The organism is Mycobacterium scrofulaceum, assembly GCF_002086735.1.
GTDB lineage: Bacteria > Actinomycetota > Actinomycetes > Mycobacteriales > Mycobacteriaceae > Mycobacterium > Mycobacterium scrofulaceum.
Genome location: NZ_MVIJ01000011.1, coordinates 1 through 14,493, shown reverse-complemented (window position 1 = coordinate 14,493; position 14,493 = coordinate 1). Strand labels below are relative to the sequence as shown.

The 14,493-nt window shown below is 69.9% G+C and carries 13 protein-coding genes; 8 read left to right on the top strand and 5 right to left on the bottom strand.

Features of this window, described 5'->3' with window-relative positions; all coding sequences use genetic code 11:
* Window positions 1–183 precede the first annotated feature (183 nt).
* A complete protein-coding gene (locus BST44_RS09510) occupies window positions 184–1,560 on the top strand; it encodes a WS/DGAT/MGAT family O-acyltransferase (protein ID WP_083176872.1) in 1,377 nt (458 codons plus the stop codon).
* Here BST44_RS09510 and BST44_RS09505 read toward each other — a convergent pair.
* Together BST44_RS09505 and BST44_RS09500 are read right to left on the bottom strand one after the other, a co-directional pair.
* Window positions 1,555–2,235 carry a PAS and ANTAR domain-containing protein gene (locus tag BST44_RS09505; protein WP_083176871.1) on the bottom strand — a complete coding sequence of 227 codons (681 nt, stop codon included), beginning with the start codon at window positions 2,233–2,235 and terminating at the stop codon, window positions 1,555–1,557. The two genes, BST44_RS09510 and BST44_RS09505, sit on opposite strands and share 6 nt — an antisense overlap.
* Before the next feature lie 99 nt (window positions 2,236–2,334).
* Window positions 2,335–2,784 carry an Hsp20/alpha crystallin family protein gene (locus tag BST44_RS09500; protein WP_083176972.1) on the bottom strand — a complete coding sequence of 150 codons (450 nt, stop codon included), beginning with the start codon at window positions 2,782–2,784 and terminating at the stop codon, window positions 2,335–2,337.
* 144 nt (window positions 2,785–2,928) lie between these two features.
* Between BST44_RS09500 and BST44_RS09495 the strand changes: the two genes are divergently transcribed.
* Window positions 2,929–3,312, top strand: coding sequence for a MerR family transcriptional regulator (locus BST44_RS09495; RefSeq protein WP_083176870.1), 384 nt, complete (start codon window positions 2,929–2,931; stop codon window positions 3,310–3,312).
* A 78-nt stretch (window positions 3,313–3,390) separates the two neighbouring features.
* The gene (locus BST44_RS09490) at window positions 3,391–3,927 is read left to right on the top strand and encodes a DUF1360 domain-containing protein (RefSeq protein WP_083176869.1); all 537 of its coding nucleotides are present in this window, start codon (window positions 3,391–3,393) and stop codon (window positions 3,925–3,927) included.
* A 7-nt stretch (window positions 3,928–3,934) separates the two neighbouring features.
* Here the strand turns inward: BST44_RS09490 and BST44_RS09485 are convergent, their stop codons facing one another.
* On the bottom strand, window positions 3,935–5,245 hold the full coding sequence (locus BST44_RS09485) for an NAD(P)/FAD-dependent oxidoreductase (RefSeq protein WP_083176971.1): 1,311 nt from the start codon (window positions 5,243–5,245) through the stop codon (window positions 3,935–3,937).
* 307 nt (window positions 5,246–5,552) lie between these two features.
* On the opposite strand from BST44_RS09485, the gene BST44_RS09480 reads away from it, so the two are divergent.
* The 5 genes from BST44_RS09480 to BST44_RS09460 all read left to right on the top strand — a co-directional run bounded on the left by BST44_RS09480 (window position 5,553) and on the right by BST44_RS09460 (window position 12,512).
* Complete coding sequence (locus BST44_RS09480; protein WP_083176868.1) at window positions 5,553–6,260, top strand: GAF and ANTAR domain-containing protein; 708 nt, start codon at window positions 5,553–5,555, stop codon at window positions 6,258–6,260.
* Between the two features lie 49 nt (window positions 6,261–6,309).
* Window positions 6,310–7,491: a zinc-dependent alcohol dehydrogenase gene (locus BST44_RS09475; RefSeq protein ID WP_083176970.1), complete on the top strand. Its 1,182-nt coding sequence runs from the start codon at window positions 6,310–6,312 to the stop codon at window positions 7,489–7,491.
* A 69-nt stretch (window positions 7,492–7,560) separates the two neighbouring features.
* The gene (glgX, locus tag BST44_RS09470) at window positions 7,561–9,720 is read left to right on the top strand and encodes a glycogen debranching protein GlgX (RefSeq protein ID WP_083176867.1); all 2,160 of its coding nucleotides are present in this window, start codon (window positions 7,561–7,563) and stop codon (window positions 9,718–9,720) included.
* 173 nt (window positions 9,721–9,893) lie between these two features.
* Entirely contained in the window at window positions 9,894–11,648 is a 1,755-nt protein-coding gene (locus tag BST44_RS09465; RefSeq protein WP_083176866.1) for a sensor domain-containing diguanylate cyclase, read from the top strand.
* Window positions 11,649–11,726: 78 nt separating this feature from the next.
* Entirely contained in the window at window positions 11,727–12,512 is a 786-nt protein-coding gene (locus BST44_RS09460) for an SDR family oxidoreductase (RefSeq protein ID WP_083176865.1), read from the top strand.
* A gap of 92 nt (window positions 12,513–12,604) precedes the next feature.
* Here the strand turns inward: BST44_RS09460 and BST44_RS09455 are convergent, their stop codons facing one another.
* Window positions 12,605–13,573, bottom strand: coding sequence for an aldo/keto reductase (locus BST44_RS09455; protein ID WP_083176969.1), 969 nt, complete (start codon window positions 13,571–13,573; stop codon window positions 12,605–12,607).
* A 10-nt stretch (window positions 13,574–13,583) separates the two neighbouring features.
* On the bottom strand, window positions 13,584–14,493 hold a 910-nt coding region (locus tag BST44_RS09450), incomplete at its 5' end, for a sensor domain-containing protein (protein ID WP_142274434.1).

The following is a 14,493-nucleotide window of genomic DNA, read 5'->3' as shown; positions in this document are numbered from 1 at the left end:
GAGTCGGGCGGTGCGGTCGGTGCCGGACGCGGCGGCGAAATCATCTGCCTCGCTGCTCGATAGCTCTCCCGTCACCCCCCTCACGATATGGCCGGGGGCGTGCCGCCACAGCCGCCGTTGGGCCTCAGTAGTTGGGGACTTACGGCCCTGCAAGCGGGGCATTGCGGCGCGGAAAGTAGCACCATGGAGCAATTGACCGCCCTGGACGCCGGCTTCCTGGAGGTCGAGGACTCGGATCCGCACGTGAGCCTGGCGGTCGGTGCGGCGTCGATCGTGGAGGGCCCGGCCCCGACGCACGAGGAGTTCGTTGCCGCGTTCGCCGCCCGGGTCGAGACGATCCCGCGCTGCAGGCAGATCCTGCGCACGCATCCGCTCGACCTGCGGCCACCGGAATGGGTGGACGACCCGCACTTCGATCTCGGGCGCCACCTGCACCGGATCGCGCTGCCGCACCCGGGCGGGGACCCGGAGCTGTTCGAGATGATCGCGTCGCTGATGGAGCGCCGGCTCGACCGCGAGCGCCCGCTGTGGGAGTGCTGGATCATCGAGGGGCTCAGCGAAAGCCGCTGGGCGCTGCTCACCAAGGTGCATCACTGCATCGCCGACGGCATCGCGACGACGCAACTGCTGGCGAAGTTCAGCGACGACGGTGACCGCGACACCTTCGCGGCCGACGTCGGCGCCGCCAGGAAGTCGGTTTCGCCGCGGGCGGGTCTGACCCTCAACCCGCTGAGCTGGGCGAGCGGAATCGGGCGGGGCGTGTTCGGTGCGGTGACCGCGGCCGAACACGCGGCGATCGGCGCCGCCGAGCTGGCGGCGGGGCTGCTGCGGCCCGCCCCCGAATCGTCGCTGAACGGACCGGTCACCACGATGCGGCGGTACAGCGCGGCCCGTGTTCGGCTGACGGACATGCACAAGGTCGCCCGGGCGTTCGGAGTCACGCTGAACGACGTTGCGCTGGCGGCGATCACGAACAGCTATCGCACCGTCCTGCTGGCGCGCGGGGAACACCCCGGCCGGGACTCGTTGCGCACCCTGGTTCCCGTGTCGGTCCGCGCGGTGGACCACTTCAACGTGGCCGGCAACCGGGTCTCGGCGATGCTGCCGCTGTTGCCGGTCGACGAGGAAGACCCGGTGCGGCAGCTCGAGCTGGTGCATGATCGGCTCGCCCGCGCCAAGGCCAGCGGTCAGAGCGAGGGTGGTTCCGCGGTGGTGGTGGCTGCCAAGCGCACCCCGTTTGCCCTGTCGGCGTGGACGATTCGCGTGTTGTCGCGGTTGCCGCAACGGGCGGTGGTCGCGTTGGCGACCAACGTTCCGGGTCCGCGGACCCGGCAGCGGTTGATGGGCCGCCGGGTGCTGGAGCTGCTGCCGGTCCCGCCGATCGCCCTTCAGGTGCGCACCGGCATCGCGATGCTCAGCTACGCCGACACGTTCGTCTTCGGCATCACCGCGGACTACGACACGGCGCCCGACATCGACACGCTCGCTACCGGCATCGAGCAGGGCATGGCGCAACTGCTCGCGGCCGCCCGCGCCCGGCGGCGCCGCAAGTCGTCATGACTGGTCGCTCTGGGCGACGCGCTCGTGCGCGGTCAGCAGCAGGTGGTCGAACTCCGTCTGGGCGCCCAGCCGCAGGCCGGCGTCGCGGAAGTCCTCGGCGATCTGTTCGGCCAACGGGCGCAGCTTGATGTTCGCCTCCTGGGAGAGCCATTTCAGCAATTCGAAGGCCGCGTCCTCGCTGATGCCGTAGACCAGCATCAGCATGCCCTTGGCCTGTTCGATGCCGGCCCGGTTCCCGCTGATCTCGGCCAGCCTCGCGCTGACGGCTTCCTCGTCGGCCTGTCCCGGGGGCGGGGAGACGTCGATGTAGAACCCGTGCGTGCCGACCACGTCCCCGTCGTCGTCGAAGAGCCGGTCACCCACCACGACCACCTGGTGCACGTTCCCGGCGGTGTCGACGATGCGATGACGCGTGCTGAACGACTGGCGGGTGTTCACGATCTGGTCGATGGTGGCCGCGACCTGTCCGCGGTCCTGCGGATGCTTGTGGGAGAGCACGAGATCGGTGGTGGGCGTGACGCTGCCGGGCTCGTACCCGTGCATCCGCTGCACCTGTTCCGACCACTCCCAGCGCTGGTCGGTGAAGTAGAAGCGAAACCAGCCGGCCGGGTGCGCGGAGCCGCCGGCCAACGCCTGTTCCACGTTCGCCGTCTGGCCGTCGAGTTCCCACTTCATGTCGCACCCTGGGTAGTCGTTGAGACCCGTTGCTTCAGGCGATCCGGGGGCGGGTGGCCCGGGTGCCGGGCACGGACCCGGGCCACCCGCCCTTCCCGATCACGCGTTGATGACCTCGTGCCGCTTGACGTTGTCGTCGATGGATGTCTGCGCGTCGCCGTGTTCGACGGCGATCTTGCGCGGCTTGGCCCGCTCGGCGACCGGAATGCGCAGGCGCAGAACGCCTTCGCGATAGGACGCCTCGATCTTGTCGGTGTCGAGGTTCTCGCCCAGCACCAGTTGCCGGCTGAACACGCCGCGCGGCCGCTCGGTGGCCAGCATCTCCCGGTCGGGGTTCAGTCCGGGCCGCTCGGCGCGCACGGTCACCACGTTGCGCTCGATGTCGATGTCCAGGGAGTTGGCGTCGACGCCGGGCAGGTCGAACTCGACGACGAACTCCTCGCCCTGGCGCCACGCGTCCATCGGCATCACCGCCGGCCGGGCGGCCGTGCCGAACACCTGGTGGGCAAAGCGGTCGAGGTCACGGAAGGGGTCGCTTCGCATCAGCATGGTGGTCACCTCTCACTCCAATCTAGGCTGTGGTCAGGCTATTACCTATGTCCAATGACATAGATTTTATATAGCACCGTCGACACCATGGTGCAAGTGTGATAAATAGATTTTCTGAGCCAGCTAGCTTCGAGGAGACGCGTGATGACCGACCAGCGCGGCGATTCCGCCGCCCCGGCGCCCGATCACGGCGTGTACGGCATCTCGGTGGCCGCCGAACTCTCGGGCATCCCGGTCCAGTCGTTGCGCCTGTACGAACGGTATGGACTTCTAACGCCGGCGCGCAGCGACGGCGGAACCCGGCGCTACAGCGCCGCCGATTTGGCCCGGCTGCGGCGCATCAGCGAGCTGGTCGACGCCGGCATCAACCTGGCCGGCGTCGCGCGCATCCTCGACCTCGAGGACCACAACGCCACGCTGGCGGCGGCCAACACCGACCTGCGGACCACCAATCGCAGCCTGCGCAAGGCAGCCAGAACGGCGAGGTTCGCGGACGCGGCCACCGAACCCGGCGATCGGGACGCGTGAGGCCACCCGCGGCCCCGCGATTGCGCTCACCGACTTCGGGTACCCGGCCAGCTGGGCCTCGAGGTTGAAGGAGATGCAATGGGAGAGGTGGCGGAAGCCAAGGCCGAGGTGGTCGACGGTGCACGGCGCGAAGCGGACGCATACCGCGGCGACGCGCCCCGGCCGCTGGGCGGCTACCTGGCGGTGCTGGCGATCTACGGCGCCGTCGTCGCCGTCGCGACCGTCGCCGCGCTGCTCACCGGGCGCACGCTGCCGACACGGTGGCGCGTCCAGGACCTGATCACGGTGACCCTGGGCACCCACAAACTCTCGCGGACGCTGGCCAAGGACGCGGTGACCAGCCCGTTGCGCGCGCCGTTCACCCGCTTCTCGGGTAGCGGCGGCCCGGCCGAGGTGATGGAGGAGGTCCGGGACGAGAGCCCGTTGCGGCACAGCCTGGGCGAGCTGCTGACCTGCCCGTTCTGCCTGGACATGTGGGTGGCGACCGGGTTCGCCATCGGCCTGGTGTTCGCGCCGCGAGCCACCCGCCTGGTCGCCGGCGTCTTCACCGTGCTGACCGGTGCCGACTTCCTGCAGCTGGCCTACGCGATGGCCCAGCAGTCGGCCGAGGGCTGAGCCGCCCTCACCCGGTCTTCGGCATCGGGATGCCCTCGCTGGCCGCGAACTGCGCGTCCTCCTCCGACGCCAACCCGATGGAGACCACCGACCTGGCGAACAGGAGGTCGGTGAGGTAGGCCAGCGACACCGCCCACCGGTTGACTCCCCGCGGGATCGCATACAGGTGGTAGGACCTGGTCACGACCTTGGCCGGCAGCCCCGAGAGGTGGATGTTCAGCGGGTTGGCCACCGCGTGCCACGGGCCCAGGTCGACCACCAGGCCCAGGTTGCGGTGCTTGTAGTCCTTGGGAGTGCCATACCCCAGGCTGGCAGCCACGTTGCGGGCCAGCACCTTGCCCTGCCGGGTCGCGTGCTGGGCGGTCGGCGGGGTGATCTTGCCGGGCTGGGTCAGATCGGGGACCGCGGCCGCGTCACCGCCCGCGAACACCTCCGGGTGGTCGGGCACCTGCAGATCGGCCCGGACTGTGAGCCGGCCCCGTTCGGTCGGCAGTCCCAGATTCTGGATCAGCGGGGCGCCGGTGACACCGGTCACCCAGGCGACCGTGCGCGTGTCGATGCGGGAATCATCGCTGAGCACAACATGGTCCGCGTGTGCCTCCTTGAGCGTCAGGCCGAGCCGGACGTCGATGCCGCGCCGGCGCAGGACCTTCTGCGCGGCGTCGCCCAGCTTCTTGCCGACCTCCGGCATCACCTGCTCGGCCAGGTCGAGGAGCACGAAGCGGACGGCGGCGGGGTCGAACCGCATCTGCTTGGCGGCCGCGTCCGCCAACGCGCGCAGCTGCGCCACCAGCTCGGTGCCCGAATAGGAGGCCCCCACCACGACGACGGTGCGCCGGGCCGCCGCCACCCGCGGGTCGTCATCGATGTTGGCCAGCTCCAGCTGCTCGACGAAATGGTCACGCAGGTAAAGGGCCTCGGCGGTGGTCTTCAGCCCGCGCGCGCAGGTCGCGAGCCCCGGCACGTCGAAAAGCCTTGTCACCGAACCCGGCGTGAGCACCAACCGGTCCCAGGACATGCTGTGGCTGCGTTCTTCGGGATCGCACCACGTCAGCGTGTGGCGCGCGAAGTCCACGCCGTCGACGCGGCCGCGCACGGCGTGCACGCCCTTGAGGGTGTTGGCCAGCGGGATCGCCACGAACCGGGCATCGACCACCCCCCCGGCGACGTCGGGCAACAGCGGGGTGTACAGCATGTAGTCCACCGGAGAGATGATCGTGATGTCGACCTCGGCGCGCCGTCGCCGCAGGATGCGGGCCAGGCGGTGCGCGCAGGTGAATCCGGTGAAGCCGCTGCCAACGATCACGATTGAGGTCACCAATCCGAGTGTAGGGCGGCCGCGACGCGAAGGTCCGGGGCTTCGCGGCACGACCGTCGGCGCGTGCCGCGAAAACGGTTCCACGCCAGCGCATTACGTGTACTCCGTCTGGGCGGAAGGTAATTCGCGCGATCGGTGTCGCGGCGCCGCCGGTGGGTTTGCACTTCGTTATTTGGCCCTTACACTTCGTTTCGTGGGTTGACACGCCCGAACGACCATCCGGAGGCTTTAGTGAGCGAGGGGTGGCTCTCGAGAAGTAGCGTGTCCAGCTTTCATCGCCCTGGGGAAGACCGTCGAGAGGGGTGCTATGCAGAACGGCACTACCGTGGTCGTCGCTCAGCTCGCGGAGCTGGTGTCCAGCATGGAGCGCGAGGAGATGGACACCGCGGCGGGGCTCAACGAGCTCATCGGCAACGGCGTCCTGCACGTGGTGGGCAGTCAGTACGCGGGCATCACCATGGCCGAGAGGAGCAGGGCGGTCGTCAACATCGCCGCCACGCATCGCTACCCGGTCCTTTTGGACGAGATCCAGAACCGGTACGCGGAGGGGCCGTGCGTGGAGGCGGCGTGGCGCCACCACGTGATGCACGTCGAGGACCTCACCGAAGACGAGCGGTGGCCGCGGTACCGGCGGCACGCGCTCGAGCAGACCCCGATCCGATCGATCCTCTCGTTCGAGCTGTTCGTGGACCGCGGCGGCATGGCCGCGCTGAACTTCTACGCCGACACCCCGCACGCGTTCCCCGACGACTCGGTCGAGCTCGGCGCCGTCTACGCCACCCACATCGCGCTGGCGTGGTCGATGTTGCGCCGCCAGGACCAATTCCGCAGCGCCCTGGCGTCGCGCGACATGATCGGACAGGCCAAGGGAATCGTCATGGAGCGCTTCGGCCTCGACGCCGTCGAGGCGTTCGAACTGCTGACCCGGCTCTCGCAACAATCCAACACCAGGCTCATCGACATCGCGAAATCATTGATCGACAGCGAGCATCCGCTCAAGCGCCGCCGCCGCTGACGCCGGACCACCGAGTTTCGGAGCCGGCCAGGCGGGTATGTGGCTGCACATGAAGGCAGTCACGTGGCACGGCAAACGCGACGTGCGAGTGGAGTCGGTGCCCGACCCGAAGATCGAGAAGCCCACCGACGCCATCATCGAGGTCACGTCGACGAACATCTGCGGTTCCGATCTGCACCTCTACGAGATCCTCGGGGCATTCATGAAACCCGGCGACATCCTCGGGCACGAACCCATGGGGATCGTCCGCGAGGTCGGCGCCGAAACGGGTGACCTGCGGGTCGGGGACCGGGTCGTGATCCCGTTCCAAATCTCCTGCGGCAGTTGCTATATGTGCGACAAGCAGCTCTATACCCAATGCGAGACCACCCAGGTCCGCGAGCAGGGCATGGGGGCCGCCCTGTTCGGTTACTCGGAGCTCTACGGCGAGGTCCCCGGCGGGCAGGCCGAGTTGCTGAGGGTTCCCCAGGCGCAGTTCACCCATATCAAAGTCCCTGTGGGACCGCCGGATTCGCGGTTCGTCTACATGTCCGACGTGCTGCCGACCGCCTGGCAGGCGGTGGCTTACGCCGACATCCCGGACGGCGGCACCCTCACCGTGCTCGGCCTGGGCCCCATCGGCGACATGGCCGCACGCATCGCGCATCACCTCGGCTACCGGGTGATCGGCGTCGACCTGGTGGCCGAACGCCTGGGCCGTGCCGCGCAGCGCGGCATCCACACAATCGACCTGGGCCGGCTCGACTCCCCGCTGGGCGACGCGATCCGGGACCTCACCGACGGCCGCGGATCCGACTCGGTGATCGACGCGGTCGGCATGGAGGCGCACGGCTCCCCGGCGGCCAAGCTGGCCCAGCAGGCCACCGGCATGTTGCCGGACATGGTCGCCAAGCGGCTGATGCAGACCGCCGGGGTGGACCGGCTGAGCGCCCTGCACTCGGCCATCGACATCGTGCGCCGGGGCGGGACGATATCGCTGATCGGGGTGTACGGCGGGATGGCCGACCCCCTGCCGATGCTCACGCTCTTCGACAAGCAGGTGACCCTGCGGATGGGCCAGGCCAATGTGAAGAGGTGGGTGGACGACATCATGCCGCTGCTCACCGACGACGACCCGCTCGGCGTCGACAGCTTCGCCTCCCACGTGCTGCCGCTCGACGAGGCCCCGCACGCCTACGAGATCTTCCAGAAGAAGCAGGACGGCGCGGTAAAGGTCATGTTACGACCTTGAAAACCGCTGTGTAGCAAGGCTTCCTGCGCGGCCGTTTGAGGCCGGGGCCCGCAGGGTATTGAAAGCGCCATGACATCCGCAGAAGCCCCCGCCCCCACGCCCACCGGAGAGGTGTGGCCGGGCCGCGCCTACCCTCTCGGCGCCACCTACGACGGAGCGGGCACCAACTTCGCCGTGTTCAGCGAAGTGGCCGAGCGGGTGGAGCTGTGCCTGTTCGACGCCGAAGGCACCGAGAGCCGCGTCGCGCTGCCCGAGGTCGACGGGTTCGTCTGGCACGCCTACATCCCCAACATCGAGCCCGGCCAACGCTACGGCTACCGGGTCTACGGCCCGTACGACCCGCAGAACGGCCTGCGGTGCAACCCGAACAAGCTGCTCGTGGACCCCTATTCCAAGGCCATCGACGGCTCGTTCGAGTGGGACCAGGCCCTGTTCAGTTACAACTTCGGCGACCCCGACAGCCGCAACGACGACGACTCCGCCGCCTTCATGCCCAAGTCGGTGGTGATCAACCCGTACTTCGACTGGGGCAACGACCGGCCGCCGGACCACCAGTACGCCGACACCGTCATCTACGAGGCGCACGTCAAGGGCCTGACGCAGACCCACCCGGACATCCCCGAACAGCTGCGCGGCACCTATTCGGCCGTCGCGCACCCGGTGATCATCGAGCACCTCAAGGGCCTCGGCGTCACCGCCATCGAACTGATGCCGGTGCACCACTTCGCCAACGACTCCACCCTGGTGGACAAGGGCCTCTCGAATTACTGGGGCTACAACACGATCGGTTTCTTCGCACCCGACTTCAAATACTCCAGCGCGACGTCGCCGGGCGGGCAGGTGCAGGAGTTCAAGGCCATGGTGCGTGCGCTGCACGAGGCCGGCATCGAGGTCATCCTCGACGTGGTCTACAACCACACGGCGGAGGGCAACCACATGGGCCCGACGCTGTCGATGCGGGGCATCGACAACGCCGCCTACTACCGCCTGGTCGACGACGACAAGCGGTACTACATGGACTACACGGGCACCGGCAACAGCCTCAACGTCGGGCACCCGCACGCGCTGCAGCTGATCATGGACTCGCTGCGCTACTGGGTCCTCGAGATGCATGTCGACGGCTTCCGGTTCGACCTGGCCTCCACGCTGGCCCGCGAGTTCTACGACGTGGACCGGCTGGCGACGTTCTTCGAACTCGTGCAACAGGATCCGACGATCAGCCAGGTGAAGCTGATCGCCGAGCCGTGGGACGTCGGCCCGGGCGGTTATCAGGTCGGCAACTTCCCGCCGCAGTGGACCGAATGGAACGGCAAGTACCGCGACACGGTCCGCGACTTCTGGCGCGGCGAGCCGGCCACGCTCGACGAGTTCGCCTACCGGCTGTCCGGGTCCGCTGACCTCTACGAGCACACCGCGCGCCGGCCGGTGGCCTCGATCAACTTCGTCATCGCGCACGACGGCTTCACGCTGCGTGACCTGGTGTCCTACAACGAGAAGCACAACGAGGCCAACGGCGAGGACAACAACGACGGCGAGAGCCACAACCGGTCCTGGAACTGCGGAGCGGAAGGGCCGACCGACGACCCGGACGTCAACGCGCTGCGCGCCCGCCAGCAGCGCAACTTCCTCACCACGCTGCTGCTGAGCCAGGGCGTGCCGATGATCTGCCACGGCGACGAGCTGGGCCGCACCCAGAACGGCAACAACAACGGCTACTGCCAGGACAACGAGCTCACCTGGATCGACTGGTCCAACGCGGACAACGGACTGCTGGAGTTCACCCGCCTCGTGTCGGCGCTGCGCGGCAACCATCCCGTGTTCCGCAGGCGCCGGTTCTTTTCCGGCAAGCCGCTGGGCCGCAGGGGCCTTGGTGGCCAGGACGGGCTGCCCGACATCGCCTGGTTCACCCCCGAGGGAACCGAGATGACCGAGGAGGACTGGGGCGCGGGATTCGCCAAGTCCGTCGCGGTGTTCCTGAACGGGCACGGTATCCCCGACCGCGACGCCCGGGGGCAGCGGGTGCTCGACGACTCGTTCCTGCTCTGCTTCAACGCCCACTACGAGCCGATCGAATTCACCTTGCCTGCAAAGGAATTCGGCGCTTCATGGCAGCTGGTGGTCTTCACCGGGCCCGAGGAGGAGACGCCCGCCGAAGAGGTGCCCGGGGGAGGCACGCTCACCGTGGACGCGCACACCGCCGTGGTGTTGCAGGCCCCCGACGGGGCCTGACGAGCCGGACGACCGGCGCGGCGGCGCGACCGGGGGCGCCAGATCGCACCCGCGCCTGTTACCCCCGCGCCAGTTACCTTGCGCCCCAAGATTGATGACCTTGTGCCCCAGGCACCGGGCGCCCCTCGGCGCATACTTTCGGTTGCGCAGCCCGGGGGAGGAAGGGGCCGCCGATGCCGAGGTCGAGCCCCGAGGCCTGCCTGAACGACGTCGCCTGGGTCCGACGGATCGCCATGCTGGTGGTTTTCGCCCTCGCCGCCACGACGTGGGCGGGCTGGGCATCCGGAATCGACCGGCTGACCCGGATCGATCCGAGCTGGCCGCAGGTGATGCCGTGGACCGCGCTGTGGCTGGTGGCGTTGAGCACGGCGATCCTGGCGCAATCCGGCCACCCCGCGCGGGGCCGGGTCTGGGCTGGGCGCGGCCTGGCCCTGGTGGTCGGTGCCCTCGCCGGCATCACCTTGCTCGAGTACGCCGCCGGTGGGCGCTCGACCGGCCTGGACCTGATGTGGTTCGGGGACGCGGTGCGCACCGCACAGCAGACCTGGCCGGGCCGTCCGAGCCCGCAGACGGCGGTTTCCGCCCTGTTCCTCGCGGCCGCCGCCGCGCTGATCCGGGTGGACCGGGGGACCCGGGTGATCTGGCCCGCCTGCATGGCGGCCGGCGGGGCCATCCCGTTCGTCACCGTGGGGGCCTACCTGTTCAACGCGTTGGCGCTGGTGGGCTACTCGCCGTCGACGGGCCAGGCGATCATGACGGCGGTGGCTCTGTTGCTCCTCGCCGCCGCGACGTCGCTGGCCCGCCCCGACCGGTTCCCGGTCGCCTGGCTGCTCGCCCGGCCCGACCGCAAGTCGCTGCTGCGACTGGCGGCCACCCTCGCCGGCTTCCCCGTGGTGGTCGCGCTCGCGCGGCCCGTCTTCCTGCGGCTCGGTCTGGGCCAGCACGCGGAGTGGACCTTCTCGATCATGCTGGGCACCGCGATCGTCGGGGCGATCACATTCTTCTTCATCCAGCGCGAGCAGAAACTGTTGATCGAGAAGGAGCTGGTCAGCAACGAGCGCGCCGACGCCGAGGCGCGCTATCGGATCCTCGCCGACAACGCCGTCGACATCATCGTGCACCTGCGCGACGGCGAGATCGCCTGGGTCTCGCCGTCGGTGGAGGCCGCGCTGGGCCGGCCGCCGGAGGGCTGGGACGCCTCGGATTTCGACCGCCACATCCATCCGGAGGACGCGCGGGCCGTCATCGCCGCGCTCCGCAGGGTCGCCGCCGGCGAAGCGGTCCTGCAACGGTTCCGGGTCCGGGCGGCCGACGGCACCTACCACTGGGTCGAGGGCCACGGGAAGCCCTACGTCGACGCCGACGGCAACACCGACGGCCTGATCGCCGCGGTCCGCGTGGTCGACGATCAGGTGAAAGCCGAGCAGCGACTGGAACGGTTGGCCACGTTCGACACCCTGACCGGCCTGGTCAACCGGGCCGAGGCCACGGGCCGGCTCGCCGCCGCGCTGGAGCAGCCGCAACCCGCCGGAACGTATCTCGGCGTGCTGTTCTGCGACGTCGACCAGTTCAAGGAGATCAACGACAGGTGGGGACACGGGATCGGCGACCTCGTCCTGGCCACCCTGGCCGCGCGGATTCAGGACAGCGTTCGCCGGGGGGACACCGTCGGCCGGACCGGAGGCGACGAGATCCTCGTCCTGTTGCCGGGCGTCGGCAGCATCGACGAGGTCACCCAGATCGCGGAGAAGATCCGCTGCCGTGCCGCCGAGCCCATCGGCGTATCCGGCGAGGCGCTGCACGCCACCTTGAGCATCGGCGCCACGCTTGCCCTTCCCGGCGACTCCGTCGACACCATCACGGCCCGGGCGGACGCGGCCATGTACCAGGCCAAGTTGGGCGACCGGAACACCGTCGTCCGGAATTAGGCGGCCGAGCCATCGCCCCGCGGCGGGGACATCGGGTAGGTTTTTGCCCACGGCAGCTCGTTACAAGAGAGGGCAAATATGTCAAGGACAGTCGTCGTGGGCGCCTCGAGCGGACTCGGTCGCTGCATCGGTGTCGGCCTGGCCCAGCGCGGCGACCAGGTCGCGCTGCTGGCCCGGCGCCGCGAGCGTATCGAGGCGGCGGCCAAGGAGGCCGGCCCGGGCGCGATCGCCATCGAATGTGACGTCACCGACGAGGCGTCGTGCCGGTCGGCGATCGCCGCCGCCGCCGGCGCCCTGGGCGGCATCGACAACATCGTCTACACCCCCGCGGTCGGGCCCCTGGTGCGCATGGTCGACACCGACGCCGCGACCTGGCGGCGCATCTTCGACACCAACGTCATCGGCGCGGCGCTGGTGACGGCCGCGGCGGTGCCGCACCTGACGGTCTCCGCGGGCAAGGCGGTCTACCTGTCCTCCGACGCGGGCACGTTCGGGCCACCGTGGCCGGGCCTGGGCGCGTACGGCGTCAGCAAGGCGGCGCTCGAGCGCATGGTCGACGCCTGGCGGGCCGAACACCCCGACATCGGCTTCACCACCTTCATCGTCGGGGAGTGCCCGGGTGGCGAGGGCGACGCGGCGACGGGAATGAACGCCGGCTGGGACATGGACCTCGCGATGAAGGCCGTCCCACTGTGGGCTTCCCGCGGCTGCATGCCCGGCAAGCTGATGCCCGTGGAGGACCTCATCGACGTGGTGCACACCATCCTGCGGACCAACGCCGCCACCTCGATGCCGGTGGTGGTGGCGAGGGGCGCGCCGGCCAGCCCGGCGGCGTTCGCGGATTCCGCGCCGGCGCAGTCCTAGCCGCGCTGCGGCGCAGCGGGTCTGCGCCGAGATTGCCGTGGTGGCTGTCGTCGACGGCCGGCCACAGCCCTAACGGCAATCTCGGCGCAAAACTAGCGGCCCAGCTTCTCGCGGACCAGGTCGGTGAGGAAACGCCCGGCCGAGGTGGGGCGGAAGGCGCGGGCCGCCCCGGTCAGCGCCTCGCGGGCGTCCGGCGGTAGCTCGACGTCGGCCGCGGCGACGTTGAACTCGAGCTGTTCGACGCTGGACGCGCCAGGGATGGCGACGACGCCCGGATAACTGATCAGCCAGGCCAGCGCCACCTGAGCCGGCTTGGCGCCGACCGTGGTCGCCACGTCGCGCAGCGTCTGCAGCAGCGGCTCGACGCGGCGCAGGTTCTCGGTGCCGAACAAGGAATTCAGCGCCCGAATGCCGCCGGGGCGGTTGTCCAGGCCGTACTTGCCGCCCAGGAGCCCCTGCTCGAGCGGGCTGTAGGCGATCACGATGCGGTTCTCCCGCTCGGCGAAGGGCACCAGGTCGTCCAGCGCGCGAGCGTGGGCCAGCGAGAAGTACACCTGGTTGCTGACCACCGGGCGCCCGAGGGCGGCGTCGGCCTTCCGCCACCGGGCCAGCGAATAGTTGGAGACGCCGACCGCGCCGATCTCGCCGCTGTCGAGCAGGTCGCGCATGCCGGGCATGATCACCGTGTCGGGGACCACCGGGTTGGACTGATGGATCTGGTAGAGCGGGATGCGGTCGAGGCCCAGCCGCCGCGCGCTGGCCCGCGCGCGCTGCTTGACCACGGCGGGCAACGGCGCGACCGGCATGATCTTGCTGGCCACGACGACGTCGGCGCGCTCGTCGCCGAGCGCCTCGCCGAGGATCCGTTCGCTCTTGCCCAGGCCGTACACCTCGGCGGTGTCGAACAGCGTCACCCCCAGGGCGCGGGCGCGGCGCACGATGTCGCGCGCGGCGCCGGAGGCGTAGTCGTCCCCGTAACCCCACTCGCGTGACCCGAATTGCCAGGTGCCCAAGCCGATCCGGCTGACCCGGCCCACCCCGTCGACGTCGACATATTTCATGAGCCCCACCCTAGCCAGGGATCTTGCCCAGCACGTAGGTGGCGATGCCCACCCCGGCCAGCCGGGGCTGGCCGCCGTCCGTGGTGCCGCTGCAGGAGACCATCAGGTCGACGATCACGTTGGCTTTGGCCGCGAGCGCCCGGGCCGAGCGGATCTGCAGGCCCTTGGGCGTCAGGTCCAGCGTGGTGATGCCGTTGCCGGCGTCGGCGGGCTCGCCCACCGCGAACGGCAGCGCCTCGCCGTTGGGCGGCGTCAGCGTCACGGTCGAACCGCCGCATTGGCGCCACCCCGACAGCAACGCCGCCAGCTGCGACTGGGCCGCCGCGGCGTCGCGAAACGCCACGACCGCCTCGATGACCTGGGTGGACTTGAGGAAGGTGTGCGAGTCGCGGAACTCCGCCGCGCGGTAGCCGGCGACGTCGCCGGTGTAGGCGTCCGGCGTCCCGGGCGCGACGCTGCCCCAGCATTCCGGCCGGTCGATGGCCCTTTCCGCGTTGGATCGGCCCGGGTTGTTCCAGGTCTGGCCGGCCTCCAGGTTCTGGTCGGCGGTGAGGGTCTTCAGGGCGTCGGCGCCCGGCAGCAGCGTCGCCAGCGCGTCCGCCGCGACCGGGCCCGGGGACGCCGGGGGCGCCGCGCTCGCGGACGTGGTGCCCGGCGCCGCGGTCCGGGTGGACGGGGCCGCGCCCAGGCCCGCCCAGGCGACCAACGCGACGACGGCGACGGCGATGAAGGTGTAGGACAGCGCCACTCCCGCGCGGGCGCGGTCCCGGCCGAGCTCGCCCGTGCGGCGGATCTGCGCCAGCCCGGCGTGCCCCAGGATCGCCCCGACGGGTGCGAACACGAACGCGAACACCAGCGACAGCGTGGCCAGCACGTTGACGGGCGGTCGGTACGGCGCGGGCGGCGGGGCGATCCTGGGG

Excerpts from the sequence above, each read along its gene's own strand:
- BST44_RS09495 (WP_083176870.1), top strand. The coding sequence starts at position 2,929 with ATGACCGACCAGCGCGGCGATTCCGCCGCCCCGGCGCCCGATCACGGC.
- BST44_RS09490 (WP_083176869.1), top strand. The coding sequence starts at position 3,391 with ATGGGAGAGGTGGCGGAAGCCAAGGCCGAGGTGGTCGACGGTGCACGG.
- BST44_RS09455 (WP_083176969.1), bottom strand. The coding sequence starts at position 13,573 with ATGAAATATGTCGACGTCGACGGGGTGGGCCGGGTCAGCCGGATCGGC.
- glgX (WP_083176867.1), top strand. The coding sequence starts at position 7,561 with ATGACATCCGCAGAAGCCCCCGCCCCCACGCCCACCGGAGAGGTGTGG.
- BST44_RS09500 (WP_083176972.1), bottom strand. The coding sequence starts at position 2,784 with ATGCTGATGCGAAGCGACCCCTTCCGTGACCTCGACCGCTTTGCCCAC.
- BST44_RS09510 (WP_083176872.1), top strand. The coding sequence starts at position 184 with ATGGAGCAATTGACCGCCCTGGACGCCGGCTTCCTGGAGGTCGAGGAC.
- BST44_RS09480 (WP_083176868.1), top strand. The coding sequence starts at position 5,553 with ATGCAGAACGGCACTACCGTGGTCGTCGCTCAGCTCGCGGAGCTGGTG.
- BST44_RS09505 (WP_083176871.1), bottom strand. The coding sequence starts at position 2,235 with ATGAAGTGGGAACTCGACGGCCAGACGGCGAACGTGGAACAGGCGTTG.
- BST44_RS09460 (WP_083176865.1), top strand. The coding sequence starts at position 11,727 with ATGTCAAGGACAGTCGTCGTGGGCGCCTCGAGCGGACTCGGTCGCTGC.
- BST44_RS09465 (WP_083176866.1), top strand. The coding sequence starts at position 9,894 with ATGCCGAGGTCGAGCCCCGAGGCCTGCCTGAACGACGTCGCCTGGGTC.
- BST44_RS09475 (WP_083176970.1), top strand. The coding sequence starts at position 6,310 with ATGAAGGCAGTCACGTGGCACGGCAAACGCGACGTGCGAGTGGAGTCG.